This is a genomic window from Ruegeria sp. CDSC051 (assembly GCF_059610665.1).
In genome coordinates, this window is sequence record NZ_JBXWOC010000006.1 from 120671 (window position 1) to 141219 (window position 20549).

The window sequence follows — 20549 nt, forward strand, 5'->3', positions numbered from 1 at the left end:
AGGATAAACCTTGCGCCAGCGGGATCAACACACATTGCTAGGAATGTGATTGCCCAAGGCGCAAAAATTGCTAACCGCACAGCAAGGAGCGTGTCATGTTCAAAGGCTCGATGCCAGCCCTCGTTACCCCGTTTTCGAATGGCGAGTTGGATCTGGGCACGCTCAAACGTTTGGTGGAATGGCAAATTCAGGAAGGCTCGACCGGTTTGGTTCCGGTGGGGACCACCGGTGAAAGCCCAACCCTCAGCCATGAAGAACACGAAACGGTGGTGGCAGAAGTTGTCAGTGCCGCAGCCGGTCGTGTCCCGGTGATCGCTGGTGCGGGCTCGAACAACACGGTCGAGGCAATCCGATTCGTTCAATTTGCGCAGCAAGTCGGCGCGAATGCCGCTCTGGTGGTGACCCCGTATTACAACAAGCCGACCCAGAAGGGCCTAATTCAGCATTTCCGTACCCTACATGATTGTTCTGATATTCCGATCATCATCTACAACATTCCAGGCCGTTCCGTCATCGACATGACGCCCCAGACGATGGGTGAGCTGGCCGAGTTGCCAAGGATCGTTGGGGTTAAAGACGCAACCGGAGATTTGGGGCGTGTCAGCCAACAGCGCGCCTCTTGCGGGCCCGAGTTCTGCCAACTGTCGGGCGAAGACGCCACGGCGCTGGGTTTCAATGCGCATGGTGGTGTGGGCTGTATCTCGGTCACGGCGAATGTTGCGCCCAAGCTATGTGCCGAATTCCAGCAGGCTACCCTGCAGGGGGATTATGCCAAAGCGCTGACTTATCAGGACCGCCTGATGCCTCTGCATGAGGCGATCTTTATCGAACCCGGTCTGGTCGGGGCCAAATACGCCCTCAGCAAGCTGGGCCTGTGCAGCGAAGAAGTTCGCTCGCCCCTGACCACGTTGGACGACAGCACCAAAACAGCCATCGACGCAGCCATGAACCACGCAGGTCTGCTGGAACCAGGGGTGTTCTTGGCCTGATCCGATCTTCATCTGGCCAAAAATACCTCGGGGGATGAATTGGCCTGTTAGGGCCAAGAAGGGGGCTGGCCCCCTTCTTTACCGTTTGCCGTAATACAGACCCACGACATGCTCGGCCTGCGCAAAGAACAGCCAGCGCGAAACTGCAACGCCTGCCACATGCGACAGCGCAGCCAGAAGAGCGAAGAAGTGGTTGAACGGCAGGATCAGCAGGATGACCGGCAATAGGAAGGCCAGCACAAACGAGATGACCCGCAATTTGTCCGCATGTTTCCTGCCAACCACGTGGACAAATTCGCGCAGAAGATAGTTTGTACCTGTATGTGGAGGCTCAAACGCACGCACTGCCCCGCGCTGCCCCAAACCCGTAGCGGTGCCAAGGTTTGTTCCTGAGTTCGCAAATGCCTTATCCCCTTGCCACCAGTAAAATGTCTGCGCAACGGCAGCGACCACCAACAGAGGGACGGCAAGGCTGACCTGACCGGCCAGAAGCGAGCCACCGGCAAGGCTGAAGCTCAGAAACATAATTGGTGTCAGTTTCATGTTCCAACGTGGGATTGTCTTGAGCTGGGTGTAGATCATTGAGGTGGTGAAAACTGTTGCCAGCGCAAACAACGCGCCAAGGACGCCCAGAACACCCCAACGCTGACCAAAGATGACAGCGCCCAGCGCGTAGAAGCCCATAAGAATCAAGGCGATCACTGCGCACCAACCCTCACGGCTGAGCCAGCTTGACCGCCATTGGGTGAATGCTTTCCACGCACGTTCAGGATGGCCCAGGTGAAAGGTCGAGGCCATCAGCCCACCCACCGACAGGCCAAAGGCCATGGCATAGAATACGAAGGCCACCCACCCGGTGACATCCGGCATCCCAAGGCCCAGAAAAAACAGCAGCCCAAAGCCCAGACCGGACAAGGTGGTGAAGATAATGACGGATGGGGCCGGATGCATCAGAGCTTCTCCAGTGTCTTGTCGAGCCAACCCAGAAAGCCCTTGGGCTCTTCGGCTACCGGGGCCAGAAGGGGCGCGAGAATGTCGATCTGGTCCTCGATCTGATCTTTAGGGCGAGGTGGCAGGTATTTGTTGACGGGCTTGGTGCCCATTTCAGGCATCAGATCCATGCCACCACGTTCGGCGACCAATTTGCTGACATCGCTATCTGCGTCGCCCAGATCACCGAAATGGCGGGCTCCGGCGGGGCAGGTCCGCACACAGGATGGCACGCGGTCCACTTCGGGTATGTTCTCGTTATAGATGCGATCCACGCAGAGGGTGCATTTCTTCATCACGCCCTCGGCCATATCCATCTCACGCGCGCCGTAAGGGCAGGACCAGGCGCAAAGCCCGCAGCCGATACAGTCGCTTTCATTGACCAATACGATACCGTCCTCGACCCGCTTATAGCTGGCCCCAGTGGGGCAGACGGTGACGCAGGGCGCGTCCTCGCAATGGAGGCAGGATTTGGGGAAGTGGATCAGCTGGGCGTGACCCTGTTCGGGTTGGACCTCGTAGGAATGTACGCGATTCAGGAAGGTGCCGGACGGGTTGCCGCCATAAGCGTCCTGATCCGACAGGGGCGCCCCGTAGTTTTCGGTGTTCCAGCCTTTGCAGGATATCACACAGGCATGGCAGCCGACACAGGTGTCCAGGTCGATGACCAGACCCATTTTCTTGTCTGTGGATTGGGGGAGCTGGGTCATTTTCCTACCTTCCACGCCAGATCTTTTGGTCCGGTGCCGACCGGTGATTTGATCGGTTTGAATTCGGGCTGGCTTTCTGCATCCGAAGGTGGCGCCGCCTTTTCGATCCTGACCTTCAGGTCGAACCAAGCAGCCTGACCTGTAATCGGATCAGAATTGGCCCAACGCATTCCATCGCCTTTTGACGGCAGCAGTTCGTGGATCAGGTGGTTCAGTAAAAAGCCTTTGGTGGCCTCTGGTGCGTCTTCCTGCAGGGCCCAAGCACCTTTGCGTTTGCCGATGGCATTCCAAGTCCAGACAGTATTTTCATTCAGCGCGGCCATCTCCATGACCGGAACAGTAATTTCCCCGTGCGGAGACGTGACTTTGGCCCAGTCGCCGTCCTGCATCCCGTGTTCGCGCATCAGTTTGGTTGGCACATAAAGCGGGTTGCGCCCGTGTAACTGGCGCAGCCAGGCGTTTTGGGTGCCCCATGAGTGGTACATCGCCATCGGGCGCTGGGTCAGGGCGTTGATGGTGAAGCCTTCGTTGCCCTGTTGGTCGGTTTCGTACCAGATCGGCAGCGGGTCCATGGTGTCCTTGAGGCGCTGGCGCAGATTTTCCGGCGGTTGTCGGTCCCCGTGGCCTTCGGCGGCCAGCTGGAACTTGCGCATCGGTTCTGAATAGAGCTGGAACAGATAGGGTTGCGGGCTGTCGTAGATTCCCATGCCCACGGCCCAATCCTGATAGGCAGCGTTCCAGGGTTTGTAGTAATCCGCCCCTTCGGGGATATGCGCGACGTAGAAGCCGCCATTTTCGATGTAGCGATTCAGCTGGTCGGGGTTGACCTCGCCACGACCTTCTTTGTCGCCATTTTCGCCTCGAAACCCGGCCAGCGGGCCGATACCGGGCTTTCGCTGATGGTTAACGATATAGTCAGCGTAGTCTTTCCACTTCGGCGTACCGTCTTCGTTGGTAAAGCCTGGCAAGCTCATGCGGTTGGCCAGTTCCACCAGCACCGACTGAAAGCCCCGCACGTCGCGGTCGGGCTCGATCACCGGCCAGCGGATTGCGTCGGCGGCGGCGTCTGCCTCGCAGATCGGGCGGTCGAGCAGCGAGATACAGTCGTGCCGTTCAAGATAGGTGGTGTCGGGCAGGATCAAGTCGGCATAGGCCACCATTTCCGAGGAATAGGCATCGGAATAAATGATATTGGGGATGACGTATTTGCCGTCTTCGGTCTTTGCGGTCAGCATCTCCATCACACCTTTGGTGTTCATGGAGGAGTTCCACGACATATTCGCCATATACATGAACAGCGTGTCGATCTTGTAGGGATCACCGGCGGCGGCGTTTGAGATTACCATATGCATCAGCCCATGGGCTGACATCGGGTTTTCCCATGTGAATGCTTTGTCGATCCGTTGGGGAGTGCCGCAGTCGTCCAGCAACAGGTCTTCGGGCCCGCGGGGGAAGCCTAGATGCGGGCCTTCCAGGGGTCTGCCGGGGCGGCGGTCGCCATGCGGGGTTGGGTGCGCCTCGACTGGTTTGGGATAGGGCGGTTTGAAGCGGAAACCGCCCGGAACTTCGACCGTGCCGAGGATGATCTGCAGCACGTGCAGCGCGCGGCAGGTCTGGAACCCGTTAGCATGGGCCGAGATGCCACGCATGGCGTGGAAGCTGACCGGGCGACCGATCATCTTAGCATGGGTTTCGCCGCGGAAATCGGTCCATTCCTGATCCAGCTCGATCGCCTCATCAAAGGCGACGCGGGCGATTTCCGCCGCGATGGCGCGAATGCGACTGGCCGGGATGCCACAGCGGTCAGCTACGGCCTCAGGGGCGTGCTCGTCGCTTAGGTATTTCTCGGCCATCAGGTGGAAAACCGGGCGATGGGTGACGCCGTCCTTTTCGTAAGTAGCCGACAAGTCCGGGCGCACGCCCGGCTTGTCGAACGCAGTGAGTTCGCCTGTGGCCCGGTCGATCACCAGCGGTTTGCCGTCACTATCGCGCAAGAACAGACCTTTGTCGGGGCCTTCGGATGCGTTCACCAGAACAGGCGCGTTGGTATAACGGCTGAGGTAATCCAGGTCGATCTTGCCCGCCTTCATCAACACATGGATCAGCGATAGGATGAATAACCCATCGGTGCCGGGGGTGATCCCGACCCAGTCATCGGCTACAGCGTTATAGCCTGATCGGATCGGGTTCACACCGATCACCCGTGCGCCGCGAGCCTTGATCTTGCCGATGCCCATCTTGATCGGGTTGCTGTCGTGGTCTTCGGCCACGCCGAACAGCATGAACAACTTGGTGTGGTCCCAGTCGGGCTGGCCAAACTCCCAAAACGCACCGCCCATCGTATAGATGCCGCCTGCTGCCATGTTGACGGAACAGAACCCGCCATGGGCGGCATAGTTTGGGGTTCCAAAATTCTGTGCCCAGAAGCTGGTGAAGCTTTGGCTTTGGTCGCGTCCGGTAAAGAAGGCCAGCTTGTGCGGTGCGGTTTCGTGCAGCTCGTTCATCCAGCCGACGGCGGTGCTGATTGCCTCGTCCCATTCGATCTCGCGGAACTCGCCCGATCCGCGCGGGCCGACACGGCGCAGCGGTTTGCGTAGGCGCGACGGCGCGTTGACCTGCATAATGCCTGCGCTGCCCTTGGCGCACAGAACGCCTTTGTTCACCGGGTGGTCTCGGTTGCCCTCGATATAGGCGACCTTGCCGTCTTTCATGTGAACGTTGATGCCACAGCGACAGGCGCACATGTAACAGGTGGTCTGCCGGATCTCGTCCGAGACTTTGGGCGAGGTGTCAATCACTGGCTGGTTCATAGGCGCCCCTGTAGTTTGCAGACTGGTATTCCCCCGAGCATTGCCGGGAACCGGAATAAAATTTGTTTTTCACGGACTTGTCGAGACTTATATTCCGTTTTCGCCATGTTGCGCTTGAACAGCAGTCACGGCGATCATGTGAAGGATGTCCTCTGCCGTACAGCCGCGCGATAGATCATTTGCCGGCTTGGCCAGGCCTTGTAGGACTGGCCCGATTGCCTCAACCCCTCCGATGCGCTGTGCGATCTTATAGCCCAGATTGCCCGCATTCAGGCTGGGGAAGACAAAGACATTCGCTTCGCCCTTCAGTGGCGAATTCGTCGCCTTTTGCGCCGCAACCTCGGGGACAAAGGCGGCATCGAACTGCAGCTCTCCGTCGATTAGAAGGTTCGGATCTTTTTCGCGTGCGATCCGGGTTGCCTCGACGACCTTAGATACTTTTGGATGTTCGGCGCTTCCCGAGGTGGAAAAAGACAGCATCGCCACACGCGCCGTGTTTCCAGTCAAAGCTGAATAGGATGCGGCCGATGCGCGGGCAATTTCCGCCATTTCTTCGGCGTTTGGATCCACCACCAGGCCACAATCGGCAAAGATGCGCGCGCCTTTGACCTCGTGATGATCCTGGCAGAACAGCATGAGAAAAAAACTGGATACCATTGTTGTACCCGGCGCTGTTCCGATGATCTGCAACGCCGCGCGAACTGTCTCAGAGGTGGTTTCAACCGCTCCGCCCACGGTGCCATCAGCGATACCGTGATGCACCAGCATGGCGGCAAAGGTCAGCCGGTTGGTGATCTGTTGCCCTGCCTCTTCAAGGGTCATGCCCTTGTGCTTGCGGCGATTAAACAGCGCTTCAGCCAGTTCCGTGGTGATTGAGGAATGCGCCGGGTCAAGAATGTCTATCCGAGTGGGATCAAATCCTTCATGCGCATCCAGAAGGGCCGAAATTTTGGCCCCGTCGCCGATCAGGATGATCCGTGCAACGTCCTCTTTTACGGCCCTGACCGCACCTTCCACGACGCGGGGATCATCGCCCTCTGACAGGGCGATGATCTTGTCCGACGCGCTGGCCGTCCCGAGAATGGCGCGCAGCGGTTTCACGCGGATTATACCCCGGCCTGCGGTTCCATGTCGCCATTGCTGATGCCTGCCACCGCGACCGGTTTCTTCATTGCGTCCCGACGGAACGGCTCGCCCAGTTCCTGGTTGATCATGGCTTCGATCAGCGTGGTGATCCCATTCTTCTGATCCTCAATGGCCTGATTCAGGGCTGCAGTCAGCTCGTCCTGTGTGCGGGCCACGACACCTTTCAGGCCACAGGCCTGAGCGATACCGGCATAGGACACTTTGGTGTCCAGTTCGGTTCCGACAAAGTTGTCGTCGAACCACAGGGTCGAGTTGCGCTTTTCAGCACCCCACTGATAGTTGCGGAAAACGATCTGGGTGACTGCGGGCCATTCATCGCGGCCGATTGCGGTCAGTTCGGTTACAGCAATACCAAAGGCGCCGTCACCCGAGAATCCAACGACAGGCACATCCGGGCAACCGATTTTGGCACCCATGACAGATGGCAATCCGTATCCACAGGGGCCGAACAGCCCGGGGGCCAGATATTTGCGGCCCGCTTCAAAGGATGGGTAGGCGTTGCCGATGGCACAGTTATTGCCGATGTCGGACGAGATGATCGCCTCTTTCGGCAGGGCTGCCTGAATGGCGCGCCACGCCATGCGCGGGCTCATCCAGTCGGGCTTGGCTGCACGGGCGCGTTCGTTCCAGGTTGTGCCCGGATCGTCCTGCTCGTGGTCCATCGAAGTCAATTCCTGCGCCCAGCGTGACTTGGTTTCCGCAATCTTCGCTTTGCGTGCATCGCGTCCTTCGTCACCTGCGGTGTCCGACAGCTGTGCCAGGATATTGGTTGCAACGGTGGCTGCGTCGCCAACAATACCGACAGATACCTTCTTGGTCAGGCCAATGCGGTCGGGGTTAATGTCAACCTGAATGATCTTTGCATTCGCCGGCCAGTATTCCATACCATAGCCAGGAAGAGTCGAGAACGGGTTCAGGCGAGTGCCGAGACACAGAACCACGTCTGCTTCTTTTATCAGCTCCATACCGGCTTTCGAGCCATTGTAACCCAACGGGCCAGCAAACAGCGGGTGCGAGCCCGGGAAGGCGTCATTGTGCTGGTAGCCAACACAAACCGGGGCGTCCAGACGCTCGGCCAGTGCTTTCGAGGCTTCGATGCCGCCAGCGGACAGAACCGTGCCCGCGCCGTTCAGGATGACAGGGTTCTTGGCATCCGACAGCAGCGCGGCGGCTTCGGTAACGGCTGATGCGCCGCCAGAAGGCAGTTCAAATTCAACTACGGCAGGCAGTTCGATATCGACAACCTGAGTGAAGAAATCACGTGGAACATTGATCTGTGCCGGTGCCGAGGCGCGCTTGGCTTTGGTGATAACGCGACTCAGAACTTCGGCCATCCGCGAAGGGTCGCGTACTTCTTCCTGGTAGCAGACGCAGTCTGCAAACATGCGCATCTGTTCCATCTCCTGGAAACCGCCCTGACCCATGGTCTTGTTTGCGGCCTGCGGGGTTACCAGCAGCAGCGGGGTGTGGTTCCAGTAGGCGGTTTTGACGGCAGTAACAAAGTTGGTGATCCCGGGTCCGTTCTGCGCGATCATCATCGACATTTTGCCGGTGGCGCGTGTGTACCCGTCAGCCATCATCCCACCCGAGCCTTCGTGTGCGCAATCCCAGAAGGTAATGCCAGCTTTTCCAAAAATATCCGAGATCGGCATCATCGCCGAACCGATGATCCCAAACGCATGCTCGATCCCGTGCATCTGCAGAACTTTAACAAAGGCCTCTTCGGTGGTCATTTTCATCTGATTTGTCTCCGCGGATTTGTGGATGAAGCCGGACGATCAGCCCAGCCTTTGGGTACGGTTGTGGCCCAAGGGACGGAATGGCGTTAGGTCCAAAACGAAATGCGGATTAGGTCCAGACGCGGGCTACTGCGTTTGGATGGCATCCGCGATCAGCTTCACGCCCGGAGCGATGCGGTCGGGCGCGATGGATGAGTATCCGAGCCGGTAGAAGTTCTGTGGCCTATCCGGCCCTGCGAAAAACGGTGCACCAGGCTCGATGTGAACGCTTTGGTTTTGCAGGCTGCGCGCCAGCTGGGACATGTCGACATGTTCGGGAGCGGACATCCACATCGAAGATCCGCCCATCACACCGCGCCCCGCCACCGACAGCCCGTATTCGTCGATAGCCTTGTCCATTGCATCCCGCCGCTTGGACAGCTCTTTGGACATGCGCCTGATCTGAGCATCGTAATGTCCCAGAGACAGAAAATACGCTGCAGTGCGCTGAATGTGGCCCGGCGGGTGGCGCAGCACCAAAGAGCGCAGCGCGCGCGCCTCGCGGATAAATGGCTCGGATCCAACCATGTAACCAAGGCGCAATCCAGGGAACAGCGATTTTGAGAAGCTGCCCACATAGATGACACGTCCATCCCGGTCCATGGACTTCAGCGCGGGTGAGGGCGCCCCGAGAAACGCCATTTCGAATTCATAGTCATCCTCGACCACCATTGCGTCCAGATCCCGGGCACGATCCAAAAGTTGGCGGCGGCGGGTGATCGGCATTGTTGCGGTTGTCGGGCTCTGATGGCTGGGCGTGGTGAAGATGACATCCGTTTCATCGGGCAGCGCCTCGGGTGGCAGGCCATCCTTGTCCACGCCAATGGGTACGACTGCGCAGTCCCAATGGTTCAACAGGCTGCGCAGCGCATAGTAACAGGGGTCTTCGATGACGGCGGTGTGATTGTGAGTCAGCAGAATGCGCGACGCCAGCCAAAGTGCGTTCTGCGCCCCCAGTGTGATCAATATTTCTTCGGGGCGTGCCGAGATTCCACGGCGGGGCAGAGTGTGGCGGGCGATGAACTCGATCAGCAACGGATCGTCCTGATCGACATAGTCGCGGGTCAGCGATTCGAAATCCTTGTGCCCCAATGCCCGCACTGCACATAGCCGCCAGTTGGCATGATCGAACAGGGTTCGGTCCGCCTGACCATAGATAAAAGGATAGGTATAGTCCCGCCAATTCCAGGGCTTGGGCAACACATCCGAATCTACAAACCGGCGGGCCAGCGCCTTGTCCCAATCCACGGTCTCAGTGCCCCGTTGGATGGGCGTGTATTTAGGCGGTACTGGCGCATTTTCCGACACATAATACCCAGATCGGCCCCGGGCCGTCAGGTAGTCATTGGCCAACAGCTCGGTATAAGCCAATGTCACGGTGATCCGGCTGACACCCAGATGCGAGGCCAGTTTACGCGACGAGGGCAGTTTTTCTCCGACATGGAAACGGCCTGACAGGATACCTTCTGCAATCATTTGCTGAATCTGGGCCTGCAAGGTGCCTTGCCCATTCAGCTCTAGAAAGAACGTATCTACTGAAATCCCCATAAGACCTTATAGAGTGGCCTTATTGATTGAGCAATCTGGACTTACGTCCTTTTCACGAATTCTGATCAGAATTTGTTGACGGCGCCTTTCCATATCTCTATATAACTAGAAATCTAGTTTATTGGAGTTGTGGATATGTGGGAAACCGCTGCAGCAGGATTTTCGGCGATGGGGTCAGAGGCGCGACTGAAAGTCCTCAAGACACTCGTTCGCGCCGGAGAGGCCGGGCTGACCGTAGGTGAGATCCAAGAGAGGACCGGCATCGCCCCGTCGACGCTGGCCCATCACCTCCGGTTTCTTGCGGCCGGTGACGTTGTCGAACAGGAAAAGATCGGGCGCACCACGATCAACCGTGCCCGGTATGACCATCTCAGAAACCTCGCGCAGTTCATTCTGTCGGAATGTTGTGCGGACGAAACTGGAAAGGCGGCAAACGATGGCTGACCTTACTCAGAGCCCTCGGGCTCCGTTCAAAACCGTCTTCGACCTGATCAAAACCCCATGGGCGGTGATTGTCGCCATTCTGATCGCGGTGGCGATACTCGACCCAGGCAATCTTACCGAGGTGATAACATTTGCCGGTAAGGCACTGGCCCATACCGGCCAATATATTCTGTTTGCTGTGCTGCTGTTGTCATACCTCAAGGCCACCGGTGCCGAAGTCATGGTGGCCCGAGCCTTTGAAGGCCGCGAAACGCGGATGATCCTTTTGGCTGCCCTGTTTGGCGGGTTGGCCCCATTCTGTTCCTGCGAGGTCATCCCGTTCATTGCTGGTTTACTGGCGCTTGGGGCGCCACTGTCTGCGGTTATGGCGTTCTGGCTCAGCTCTCCGCTGATCGACCCGCCGACGCTATTGATTACGGCTGGCGCATTGGGATGGCCCTTTGCTATCGGAAAAGCCATAGCCGCAGTGGCACTTGGCCTGTTTGGCGGATTCGTCGTGCGCACCATGACGCGCAGCGGTGTGTTGACTCAACCTTTGCGGAACTACCAACCAGCTGGATGCGGCAGTTGTGGACCTAAGCAAGAGGACAAACCGGTTTGGAAATTCTGGCATGACCCTGCGCGCCGGAATAGATTTCGTAGCGAGTTTTTTCGGAACGGCCTGTTCTTGTTGAAATGGCTGGCGCTTGCCTATGTTCTCGAGGCGTTGCTGATCAATTATGTACCCGCTGATCTGATCGCACGCGCGGTCGGAGGAGACGGCGTGTTGCCCATAATCATCGCGGCACTTGTTGGGATGCCGGCCTATCTGAACTCATACGTCGCGCCGCCGCTATTGGCAGGTCTGATGGAGCAGGGGATGAGCGCCGGGGCAGCAATGTCCTTTATGATCGCGGGTGCGGTCAGCTCGATCCCGGCCATGGCTGCGGTATGGTCGCTGGTCAGGCCGAAAGTGTTTGCGACCTATCTGGGCCTGGGGATAGTCGGCGCAGTGATCGCAGGAATCATCTTTCAGATGATCTGAAGGAAAAACCGCCCGGTGTGGACACCGGGCGGTTTTGCTTTGTCAGCTTGCTTCGCAATAACGCGGAAGTTTGAAGCGATACCTTGGTTCGCCACTTTCCACATAGACCCGCTTTTCGACACAGGCGCTTTGGCCGACGGTCTGGGAAATCGGGGCCTCGGTCGAAGTGATCGACGTCGCGGACCCGTCGGGTAAACGTACCGAGGCAATCACCCCGTTCTTGAGGTCGCCGTTGATAGCGGTGGCGGACAGAACCGGGACGGTCATGAAGGCTTCGTGTTCATGCGTGCCGTCGTCGTTCAGCAACAGCAGGGCTGCGGCAACTGCGATAACGCCTACGACACCGAACACGAGCAGGCCCCAGGTTCTTAGGAAGGCATAGATTGTCACGGCGCGGTGTGGGCCAAAAATGGCAGACAGTATGTTCAGCATCAGAGTCTCGTCAAAAAAGCCCCGGCCAGTTTGACCGGGGCTGTCTGCGTATCAGAAACGCGGATCGCTTTCGTCTTCATCCTCGGCCTCGCCTTTGGGCAAGTTGAAGAAACTGTCGGCGTCGATGATCGGCTCTTCTTTCTCCTCGGGGGAGTCATCAGACAACGAGAAGGTCTCGAGACCCTCGATCGCCGTTGGAATTTTGGGCGCTGCGTCCATTTCCAGTGACTGCTCGGTCGAAACCAGCTTGCGGCGTTCATCATCGCTCATGACGCCACCTTCAGCAGCTTTCTTGGCGGCGGCTTTCTGCACGATTGCGTCCAGCTCGGACTGTTTACACAAGCCCAGAGCGACGGGGTCAATCGGTTGCATGTTCGAGATGTTCCAGTGCGTCCGTTCGCGGATCGACTGGATGGTCGGCTTGGTGGTGCCAACCAGCTTGGCAATCTGACCGTCGCTGAGTTCGGGGTGGAACTTGACCAGCCACAGGATCGAGTTCGGACGGTCCTGACGCTTGGACAGCGGGGTATAGCGCGGGCCACGACGTTTTTCCTCGCCACTGGCAGCGGGGTTGAACTTGAGCTTCAGCTTGTGCAGCGGGTTGCCCTGCGCCACGTCAATCTCTTCCTGCGTAAGCTGGTTGTTGGCGATCGGGTCGAACCCTTTGACGCCAGCGGCCACATCGCCATCGGCGATGCCCTGCACTTCCAACTCGTGCATTCCTACGAAATCCGCGATCTGCTTGAAGCTGATCGTTGTGTTGTCTACTAGCCATACGGCTGTTGCCTTGGCCATAAGCGGTTTTGCCATCAGCCCGTCTCCTATGCATACATCTTTCCCGTCGCCGGAATTCGGCGGCCCCGTGATCTTGGGGCAGGTTTCCGTTGTCGGGGAACTTGGGCTGTATATAGTCGCGGCAGGGCAAGAAGGGAAGAGGCGAATGCGCTGGCTGGTTCTATGGGTTTTTAGTGCAATGACGGCGCTGGCCGAGGGTGAAAAACCGGGCGCGTTCGACTACTATGTCCTGGCGCTGAGCTGGTCGCCGAACTGGTGCGCGCGCGAAGGCGACGCGCGTGGGTCGGATCAGTGTGATGTACGGCATGATCACGGCTGGATTCTACACGGGCTTTGGCCGCAATTCCATCAGGGCTGGCCATCTTATTGCCGCACGGCCGAGGCCTCGCCGACGCGGACTATGACCCGTGAAATGGAAGATATTCAAGGCAGTTCCGGCCTTGCCTGGCATCAATGGAAGAAGCACGGCACCTGCTCGGGCCTAAGCGCTTCGGACTATTACACCTTGTCGCGGCAGGCCTATGGGTCGGTCGAGCGTCCAAAGGTGTTCCGCCAGTTGGACGCATCTGTGAAACTGCCCGCATCTGTCGTGGAAGAAGCGTTTCTAAAGGTCAATCCGGGGCTGGAGCGCGACATGATCACCGTCACCTGCAAACAAGGCTATATCGAAGAGGTGCGCCTGTGCCTGTCCCGCGATCTTGAACCGGTGCCTTGTGGCCGGGATGTGATCAAGGACTGCGCGGCCAAAGACGCGCTTTTTGATCCGATTCGTTAGAGGGTCCGGATGGCAGTCGCGGTACCAAAGCTGCACGTCTTGAAAACAGGGTCACGTCCAGCGTGTCATAACCGCTGAGCACCGCCGAAGGGCCCAGATGCACAGTCCGGGTCAGGTACATGTTGTCGAGCGTGGGGACCATTTTGAGGTTCCTGACGTTGAGATCGCCCTAGTCGTTACGTTCCTGCAAATTGCGGCGGTTGAAGGTCCAAATTCATGAAAATGTTGCTGACTATATTTCTGAGCTTAGTTGCCTACGCGACTACGGCAAAGCTGTTGTTTGGAAGCTCACTCCAGCCAATTGCCCTGATAACGCTCTGGAACGACAGGCTTGGCGCACCGTTTTGGCCGATATTGCTGTAGTTCGGTACCGCGACGAGCTATTTGGTTGCCGCCTTCTTAGCAAAGAAGGGCTTGAAGGAACTTCTCTCGGTTCCGATTTTTTTGGCCTTGTCGATGAGTTTTTCTACGGTGTTTGTTGCAACATATGCTGAGTTGTTGCGCGCAATAGCCACCAGAAGCTTTAATGCAGATGTGGAAATTCAGAACTCATTCTACCAATCACTTAAACATGCGCTCCAAGAGGGGCAGTTCTTTTTGCACGGCGCGGCTCTTAAAGATTGCGTTCCATTTGCGTGGAGCTATAGGCGGGTGTCGTATTTTCAATTGCCTAACAACGTTGCAGTGAATGTCCTTCCATCGGAATGGTTGGTAAGCTGCAATATCATCGGAGATTGAGTTTCGAACTCCTTTTGAAGCGCGTCATGGGCTACACTACAGCTCTTTCCGCGCCCTAAGCGCCGCTGTGATCGTCCCGTCATCCAAATAGTCCAGCTCGCCGCCAATCGGCACACCCTGCGCCAGCGAGGTCAGGCGCACCTGCCCGTCCAGTTGATCGGCGATATAGTGCGCGGTGGTCTGGCCATCGACGGTGGCGTTCAGGGCCAGAATGACCTCGGTGATCTCCTCTGCGGTGACCCGGTCCTTGAGGCGGGGGATGCGCAGCTCATCCGGGCCTATCCCGTCCAGAGCCGACAAGGTGCCGCCCAGTACGTGATAGCGGCCTTTGAAAACTGCGGCGCGTTCCATCGCCCAAAGGTCGGCGACGTCTTCGACGACGCACAGCTCTCCGGTCGCGCGAACTTCGCTATCGCAGATATCACAGATGTCCGAGGTGCCTACATTGCCGCAATTCAGGCACTCACGGGCAGTGATGGCAACCTGTTGCATTGCGTCCGCAAGCGGTGTCAGCAGAAGGGCGCGTTTGCGGATCAGATGCAGCACTGCGCGACGGGCCGAACGTGGGCCGAGGCCTGGCAGTTTGGCCATCAGGTCGATCAGATTGTCGATATCGCTGTTCGAACTCACCGCGCTTGCTCCTGCATAAGGGCCGGGCAGTTGGGCCCGGCCGGTATTTCGTCAGGAGTGCCTATCAGAACGGCAGCTTGATGTCTGCGGGCAGGCCCATGCCTTCGGTCAGCTTAGCCATCTCAGCCTGCGACCGTTCAGCGGCCTTGGCCTGAGCATCTTTGATGGCGGCCAGGATCAGGTCTTCGACCACTTCCTTGTCGTCGCCGTTAAAGATTGACGGGTCGATATCGAGACCTTTCAGCTCTCCCTTGGCCGTGGCTGTTGCCTTGACCAGCCCTGCACCGGATTCGCCGACAACCATGATGGTATTCAGCTCTTCCTGCATATCCGTCATCTTGGTCTGTAGATCCTGCGCGGATTTCATCATCTTGGCCATGTCACCCAGGCCGCCGAGTCCTTTGAGCATCGGTATTCTCCTAATATCCGGTTTGACGCCTAAATACGGGCGCGGTCGGCGCGGCACAAGGGCCGAGCTGGCTCCCGCCCGTCGTCAAGGCCTTTCCTCCCGTTGGGCCCGGGAGGCTTCCAGTTGGGTCAGATGGGACGGTTTCAGTCTTCCTCGAACGGGTCCCATTCGTCTTCGACCTCGGGCAGCGCCTCGGTTTCCACTTTGGCGGCACGTTCTTCCGGTGTTTCAATCCGCTTTATGCGTGCCTTCGGAAATTGCATGAGCACCGCCTGAACCAACGGGTGTTTCTCAGCCTCTGCTTTCAACGCCAGCTCGGCGGCGTCTCGAATCTCGGCGATGGTCGCAACCTCACCATCGGCCACAATCGACACAGCCCAGCGGTTGCCAGTCCATCGTTGCAGCGACGAACCCAGTCTCGCTGCCAGATCTGTGGGTGCGTTCTGTGTCGGGGTGAATTCGATCCGCCCCGGTTGGTAAGAAACCAGCCGCACCCCGTTTTCGACCTCGACCAGAAGTTTCACATCCCGATTGGTGCGGATCAATTCAACCACGTGGTCAAAACTCGGATACCGTGCCAGCGCCGATTGGATATCATGGGCCAGAGCGGCCGACGGCGCGCCGGCGGGGCTGCTAGTTGCGGACACGTAAGAAGATGATGTCGCTTGTACCGGAGCCTGAGAGGGCACGGCCATACCACCGCCAGGACCGCCATTCGGAGGCGGAGGCGGGTTGTCCTGCAGGCGCTTGATCAGCTCTTCGGGGCTGGGCAAGTCGGCAACATGGGTCAGGCGGATAACGGCCATTTCAGCAGCCATCATGGCATTTGGCGCGGCCGATACCTCTTCCAGCGCTTTCAGCAACATCTGCCACATCCGGGTCAAAACGCGCATTGGCAGGGCCTCGGCCATTTGCTGACCACGGGCACGTTCATCAGGGGAAACCGTCGGGTCCTCGGCTGCGTCTGGCGTGATCTTCACAACCGAAACCCAGTGCGTGATTTCGGCCAGGTCACGCAGCACTGATAGCGGATCGGCCCCTTCGGCATATTGCCCGCCCAATTCAGTCAGAGCGTTTGCTGCATCCCCTCGCAGGATCATTTCCATCAAGTCCAATACCCGGCCCCGGTCGGCCAGACCCAGCATCGCGCGCACTTGATCTGCGCTGGTTTCACCGGCCCCATGGCTGATTGCCTGATCCAGCAGCGATGTTGCGTCCCGCGCCGACCCCTCGGCCGCGCGGGTGATCAGCGCCAGGGCATCGTCCGCGATCTGCGCCTTCTCAGCCGCTGCAATCTTTTTGAGCAGGCCAATCATGTCCTCGGGTTCGATCCGGCGCAGGTCAAATCGTTGGCACCGCGACAGAACAGTAACCGGGACTTTGCGGATTTCGGTCGTGGCAAAGATGAACTTCACATGCGCAGGAGGTTCTTCCAACGTCTTGAGCAGCGCGTTGAACGCGCTGGTCGAAAGCATGTGAACCTCGTCGATAATGTAGATCTTATAGCGTGCACTGGCGGCACGATAGCGCACCGAGTCGATGATTTCGCGGATGTCATTTACGCCGGTGCGGCTGGCGGCGTCCATCTCCATCACATCGACATGACGGCCTTCCATGATGGCGACGCAATGTTCGCACTGGCCGCAGGGTTCGGTCGTGGGCTTGCCTTGCCCATCAGGACCGATGCAGTTCATGCCCTTGGCGATGATCCGGGCCGTGGTCGTCTTACCGGTGCCGCGGATGCCAGTCATGATGAAGGCTTGTGCAATCCGGTCGGCCTCGAACGCGTTTTTCAGCGTGCGCACCATTGCGTTCTGACCGACGAGGTCAGCAAAAGTTTCCGGGCGGTATTTCCGCGCGAGAACCTGATAGGCGGGGCTGGGCGTGTCGGTCATGTCTGCTCTGTTGGATTCGTGTCAGGTTTGCAGCGTAGAGACCCCCGCCGTCCGCGTCCACCGCGCGCGAAAAGGAATTTCGTTTTGGCAAGGTGCATCAGAGCCGGTAAATCATGAGAGGCTTCAGCCCCATGTGGCGATGCAGGAAAAGGAGCTGTGTTGGAGAGTTTTGCAATTCACCCTCTTGGATTGGGCAAAGGGCAGATCGCTCTGTGCCCACTGCCGGGTGTCACGGGCGATTATGCTGGGGATTTCGCAGTAATCCGGGATTGGGCGCCGGACCTAATCATCTCGATGACTACTCTGGATGAGTTCCAGCATTCCGGCGGGCTGTCATTCGAGGCGGACCTGCAGTGCGAACGGATTGCCTGGGTCCACCTTCCGGTCTCCGATTTCGGCGCCCCCACGCCTGAGGTTGAGGCGCTTTGGCCGCAAGCCAGCGCCGCCGCCCAACATGTCCTTGCCAGTGGCGGCAAGGTGCTGGTGCATTGCCGCGGTGGGTGCGGACGCTCGGGGATGGTTGTGATGCGGCTAATGGTGGAATGCGGCGAAGCGCCTGACCACGCGCTTCGGCGGTTGCGTGCGGTGCGGCCCTGCGCGGTGGAAACCGACGCGCAAAAGGACTGGGCCGGGTTGCCGGCCCGAACCCTTCCCTGAATCAGGCAGACACTTGATACGGAATACTGTCGCTGCGCGGCGGCAGGGTCGATACGTCGAGCATCGCACAGGGTGGTTCTGACAGAAAACCAGCGGATTTCTGGATGAACTCCGGCCCGAACATCATGTCGCCATAGGCGTCCAGCTTTTCTGTCGGCGTGTCCGTGCTGGTGCCGCAATAGACCCTGATCTGTTCTGATTGGGCCCGAAAACGGGCCGTGCAGCCTTCGGTGCAATGGGTCAGATCGCTGGTACCTTCGACCTCGAATGTTTTGGATGTCGCAGGCCTTGCCGTCGCCATCGCCTCGGCCATGGCGCGTGCCATTCGGGCAAGGGCGGGGCAGGGTTTCCCGGTCCTCTGACAGACGGTTGCGGTGAATTCGTGTGTTTTTGTCTTCCAGATCATAATGCGCCCTCCGCGCGCAGGACGAAGGGTGAGGATCAGGTGTGACAGCGCGCTGACGACCTGCCCGGACACCCCGCCCGAGTTTCGGTTTCGATACGATGGCAGGTCTCCTGACTTGCGGGTCGTCGCTTTGCCGACCTTCCCAGCCCTGGGGCCAGTGGTATTTCGGCATTGCTCACCGCTTACAGTTGCGGGGGCAGTCGCGGAGTTGGCCCTTTCCGGCATCGCCGGGGCAGACCGCACCGTGTTCCCTTTTCATCCCGCCCCAATTCCGGGGCAAGAACCATCACCACATCGCTAGCGGCTATGCAGACCCCGAGTCAAGCCACCTGTTGGGGTTCAAACCGGACGTTTGGTCATCTTGATGAAATCTTGACTCTGGTGGCCGAAATCGGGCCGATTGTTGAGTGAACCGAGTAGTTCAGAATTTGTTGGAAGCGCCATGCTTGATACCACGCCCTGCGTCCAGACTAAGGACTTTGACTTTGCCTCAGGCTCTGCCAGCCTGTCGGCACGGCTGTATCTGCCTGCAACCGAGCCGAAGACCGCCGTGGTGATTCACAGCGCAACTGCAGTGCCGCGCGAATATTACCAGCATTTTGCCCGTTGGCTGGCCGCCGAACAGGGTATTGCCTGTTTGACCTATGACTACAGCGATTTCGGGCATTCGCTGCGCGACAAACTCAAAACCTCCGAGGTGACCATGGCGGATTGGGCCTTGGTCGACATGCCCGCCGCACGGGCTGAGATGCGCAGGCGGTTCCCGGACGCTTTGCAGTGGAGCATCGGTCATTCCCTTGGCGGCTTGCTGGGGCCGGTGCAGCCAGACATTGATCAGATCGACCGGATGATCTGTGTATGTTCGGGGCTGGTTACTCTGTCCGACCATCCCTGGCCCTATCGCGGGCTGGCGTGGATGTTCTGGCATGTGCATGGGCGTCTGGCAGTGAATGCGCTGGGCTATCTGCCGGGCAAAGCGGTGGGGATCGGTGCCGATTTGCCTGGTCCGGTCTATTGGCAATGGCGTAGCTGGTGCACGGCGCCGCAGAATTATGTGCCGCAGATCGGTGACGCTCTGCCCGAAGCGAGATGGGCGCAATCGAATACGCCGGTGGACCTGTTCACCTTCGAGGACGACCAGATGGTGCCGCCAGACGCTGTCTGGCGGCTTGCCGATCTGTATGGACCAAAGGCGCGGCGGCATCTGCTGTCTCCGAAAGAGATCGGAGTGCCCGAGATCGGTCATATCGGTGCCTTTGCCCGCAGAAATCAGGCGCTTTGGCCCCGGTTGATTGCCTGAAGACGCGCTTTTCCGTCCCCGTTAGGGTCTGTTGCGAGACTTTTTGTCATGCATGACAGACCGCACCAATTTACCAAAGGCTTTGTCGCGCGCCCGGGATTGCGCAAGGGTTTCAGAGTTCCTCTGATCCTCGCGCCGCAGCTTGTTCCAGCGTACCAGCCGGTCCGGCGAGAGCAGGCCATCGGCAATCGCCTCTTGCACGGCGCAACCGGGTTCGGCCTGATGCTGGCAATCTGAAAACCGGCAGGTCGCAGCCAATTCCAGAAGGTCTGAGAAAACCTCATCCACGCCGTCTTGGGCATCCATCAAACGCAGGGCGCGCATTCCTGGCGTATCAATCAGCCACCCCCCGTTTCGCATCGGGTGAAGCGCACGATGGGTCGTGGTGTGGCGACCCCGTGCGTCATCCTCGCGGATCCCCGCCGTTGCCCCGGCCTGACCAGTCATGGCGTTCGCCAATGTGGTTTTGCCGACACCGGATGAGCCGACCAAAGCAGCAGTTTGCCCGGCAGGGCACCAGGACAGGATCGGATCAATTTCTGACGCCTCCAGCGCGTTGACGGTTAGAACGGTCAGAAACCGAGCCAGCGAACTGGCCTGACTGGCATAGCTCTCTGGGTCAGGGCAGCTGTCGGCCTTGGTCAGGACAACAACCGGATAGCACCCGGCCTGATGCGCCAGCGCCAGATAACGCTCAAGCCGTGCCAGATTGAAATCGGCATTGCAGGAACTGACGATATACAGCACATCCACATTCGCCGCGATCAGCTGAACCTGCGCACCGGTGCCTGCGGCCCGGCGTTGCAAGAGGCTTTTGCGCTCCAAAAGATGCCGAATGCGGTTTTGATCATCCGCAAGGACCCAATCGCCAACCGCAAATTCGCCGGTTGATCGGTCAGGGGTCAGATCAGATGTGCCGCCAAGCGCATTCAGGCCGATCAGGCGATCACGATGGACGGCGTTGATGCGATGCGGTGTGCAGGTAGGGTTCACAGCATGTTGGGCTGCAAAATGAGAGGACCATCCCAGGTCCGAAAGTGTTTTGGACATTGTTCTGCCTGTGTTCAGATACA

20 protein-coding genes and 1 riboswitch are annotated in these 20549 nt (G+C 58.5%); of the genes, 7 read left to right on the top strand and 13 right to left on the bottom strand.

What is annotated here, in order from left to right:
- Positions 1 to 95: 95 nt before the first annotated feature.
- On the top strand, positions 96 to 989 hold the full coding sequence (gene dapA, locus AC2FH0_RS15320) for a 4-hydroxy-tetrahydrodipicolinate synthase (RefSeq protein WP_496709397.1): 894 nt from the start codon (positions 96 to 98) through the stop codon (positions 987 to 989).
- A gap of 78 nt (positions 990 to 1067) precedes the next feature.
- On the opposite strand, the gene AC2FH0_RS15325 is transcribed toward dapA, so the two are convergent.
- The 6 genes from AC2FH0_RS15325 to pdxR form a co-directional block, all read right to left on the bottom strand.
- Complete coding sequence (locus tag AC2FH0_RS15325) at positions 1068 to 1940, bottom strand: dimethyl sulfoxide reductase anchor subunit family protein (RefSeq protein WP_496789734.1); 873 nt, start codon at positions 1938 to 1940, stop codon at positions 1068 to 1070.
- Complete coding sequence (locus AC2FH0_RS15330) at positions 1940 to 2689, bottom strand: 4Fe-4S dicluster domain-containing protein (protein WP_271949727.1); 750 nt, start codon at positions 2687 to 2689, stop codon at positions 1940 to 1942. Before AC2FH0_RS15330 ends, AC2FH0_RS15325 begins: the two co-directional genes overlap by 1 nt.
- On the bottom strand, positions 2686 to 5499 hold the full coding sequence (locus tag AC2FH0_RS15335) for a molybdopterin oxidoreductase family protein (protein ID WP_282027821.1): 2814 nt from the start codon (positions 5497 to 5499) through the stop codon (positions 2686 to 2688). Before AC2FH0_RS15335 ends, AC2FH0_RS15330 begins: the two co-directional genes overlap by 4 nt.
- Positions 5500 to 5586: 87 nt before the next feature.
- On the bottom strand, positions 5587 to 6600 hold the full coding sequence (gene pta, locus AC2FH0_RS15340; RefSeq protein WP_496789735.1) for a phosphate acetyltransferase: 1014 nt from the start codon (positions 6598 to 6600) through the stop codon (positions 5587 to 5589).
- A gap of 5 nt (positions 6601 to 6605) precedes the next feature.
- Positions 6606 to 8384: a sulfoacetaldehyde acetyltransferase gene (xsc, locus tag AC2FH0_RS15345; RefSeq protein WP_496789736.1), complete on the bottom strand. Its 1779-nt coding sequence runs from the start codon at positions 8382 to 8384 to the stop codon at positions 6606 to 6608.
- Positions 8385 to 8510: 126 nt separating this feature from the next.
- The gene (gene pdxR, locus AC2FH0_RS15350; RefSeq protein WP_282021956.1) at positions 8511 to 9971 is read right to left on the bottom strand and encodes a MocR-like pyridoxine biosynthesis transcription factor PdxR; all 1461 of its coding nucleotides are present in this window, start codon (positions 9969 to 9971) and stop codon (positions 8511 to 8513) included.
- Positions 9972 to 10106: 135 nt separating this feature from the next.
- Between pdxR and AC2FH0_RS15355 the strand changes: the two genes are divergently transcribed.
- Entirely contained in the window at positions 10107 to 10415 is a 309-nt protein-coding gene (locus AC2FH0_RS15355; RefSeq protein ID WP_142637001.1) for an ArsR/SmtB family transcription factor, read from the top strand.
- Positions 10408 to 11439, top strand: coding sequence for a permease (locus tag AC2FH0_RS15360; protein ID WP_496692487.1), 1032 nt, complete (start codon positions 10408 to 10410; stop codon positions 11437 to 11439). The genes AC2FH0_RS15355 and AC2FH0_RS15360 overlap by 8 nt, the downstream gene beginning before the upstream one ends.
- 42 nt (positions 11440 to 11481) lie before the next feature.
- On the opposite strand, the gene AC2FH0_RS15365 is transcribed toward AC2FH0_RS15360, so the two are convergent.
- Together AC2FH0_RS15365 and AC2FH0_RS15370 are read right to left on the bottom strand one after the other, a co-directional pair.
- The gene (locus AC2FH0_RS15365) at positions 11482 to 11871 is read right to left on the bottom strand and encodes a hypothetical protein (protein ID WP_142636997.1); all 390 of its coding nucleotides are present in this window, start codon (positions 11869 to 11871) and stop codon (positions 11482 to 11484) included.
- A gap of 51 nt (positions 11872 to 11922) precedes the next feature.
- Positions 11923 to 12681 (bottom strand): DUF1013 domain-containing protein, encoded by a 759-nt coding sequence (locus AC2FH0_RS15370; protein ID WP_142636995.1) that lies wholly within the window; start codon positions 12679 to 12681, stop codon positions 11923 to 11925.
- A 130-nt stretch (positions 12682 to 12811) separates the two neighbouring features.
- On the opposite strand from AC2FH0_RS15370, the gene AC2FH0_RS15375 reads away from it, so the two are divergent.
- Positions 12812 to 13441 carry a ribonuclease T2 family protein gene (locus AC2FH0_RS15375; protein WP_496789760.1) on the top strand — a complete coding sequence of 210 codons (630 nt, stop codon included), beginning with the start codon at positions 12812 to 12814 and terminating at the stop codon, positions 13439 to 13441.
- A 384-nt stretch (positions 13442 to 13825) separates the two neighbouring features.
- Positions 13826 to 14179 (top strand): hypothetical protein, encoded by a 354-nt coding sequence (locus AC2FH0_RS15380; RefSeq protein WP_271949739.1) that lies wholly within the window; start codon positions 13826 to 13828, stop codon positions 14177 to 14179.
- 36 nt (positions 14180 to 14215) lie between these two features.
- Here the strand turns inward: AC2FH0_RS15380 and recR are convergent, their stop codons facing one another.
- From recR to AC2FH0_RS15395, 3 genes are all read right to left on the bottom strand, one after another.
- A complete protein-coding gene (recR, locus tag AC2FH0_RS15385; RefSeq protein ID WP_496789739.1) occupies positions 14216 to 14809 on the bottom strand; it encodes a recombination mediator RecR in 594 nt (197 codons plus the stop codon).
- Positions 14810 to 14873: 64 nt separating this feature from the next.
- Positions 14874 to 15218, bottom strand: coding sequence for a YbaB/EbfC family nucleoid-associated protein (locus AC2FH0_RS15390; protein WP_496692484.1), 345 nt, complete (start codon positions 15216 to 15218; stop codon positions 14874 to 14876).
- Between the two features lie 143 nt (positions 15219 to 15361).
- Positions 15362 to 17113 carry a DNA polymerase III subunit gamma/tau gene (locus AC2FH0_RS15395; protein WP_496789741.1) on the bottom strand — a complete coding sequence of 584 codons (1752 nt, stop codon included), beginning with the start codon at positions 17111 to 17113 and terminating at the stop codon, positions 15362 to 15364.
- 156 nt (positions 17114 to 17269) lie between these two features.
- Here AC2FH0_RS15395 and AC2FH0_RS15400 point away from each other — a divergent pair, with 156 nt between their 5' ends.
- Positions 17270 to 17770 carry a protein-tyrosine phosphatase family protein gene (locus tag AC2FH0_RS15400; protein ID WP_496789742.1) on the top strand — a complete coding sequence of 167 codons (501 nt, stop codon included), beginning with the start codon at positions 17270 to 17272 and terminating at the stop codon, positions 17768 to 17770.
- 1 nt (position 17771) lies between these two features.
- Here the strand turns inward: AC2FH0_RS15400 and AC2FH0_RS15405 are convergent, their stop codons facing one another.
- Positions 17772 to 18176, bottom strand: a complete 405-nt coding sequence (locus AC2FH0_RS15405) for a hypothetical protein (RefSeq protein WP_496694146.1) — start codon at positions 18174 to 18176, stop codon at positions 17772 to 17774.
- Between the two features lie 83 nt (positions 18177 to 18259).
- Positions 18260 to 18479: riboswitch (cobalamin riboswitch) on the bottom strand.
- Positions 18480 to 18618: 139 nt separating this feature from the next.
- Here AC2FH0_RS15405 and AC2FH0_RS15410 point away from each other — a divergent pair.
- Positions 18619 to 19476, top strand: coding sequence for an alpha/beta hydrolase family protein (locus AC2FH0_RS15410; protein WP_496789744.1), 858 nt, complete (start codon positions 18619 to 18621; stop codon positions 19474 to 19476).
- Positions 19477 to 19497: 21 nt separating this feature from the next.
- Here the strand turns inward: AC2FH0_RS15410 and rsgA are convergent, their stop codons facing one another.
- On the bottom strand, positions 19498 to 20526 hold the full coding sequence (rsgA, locus tag AC2FH0_RS15415; RefSeq protein WP_496789746.1) for a ribosome small subunit-dependent GTPase A: 1029 nt from the start codon (positions 20524 to 20526) through the stop codon (positions 19498 to 19500).
- Between the last annotated feature and the right edge of the window lie 23 nt (positions 20527 to 20549).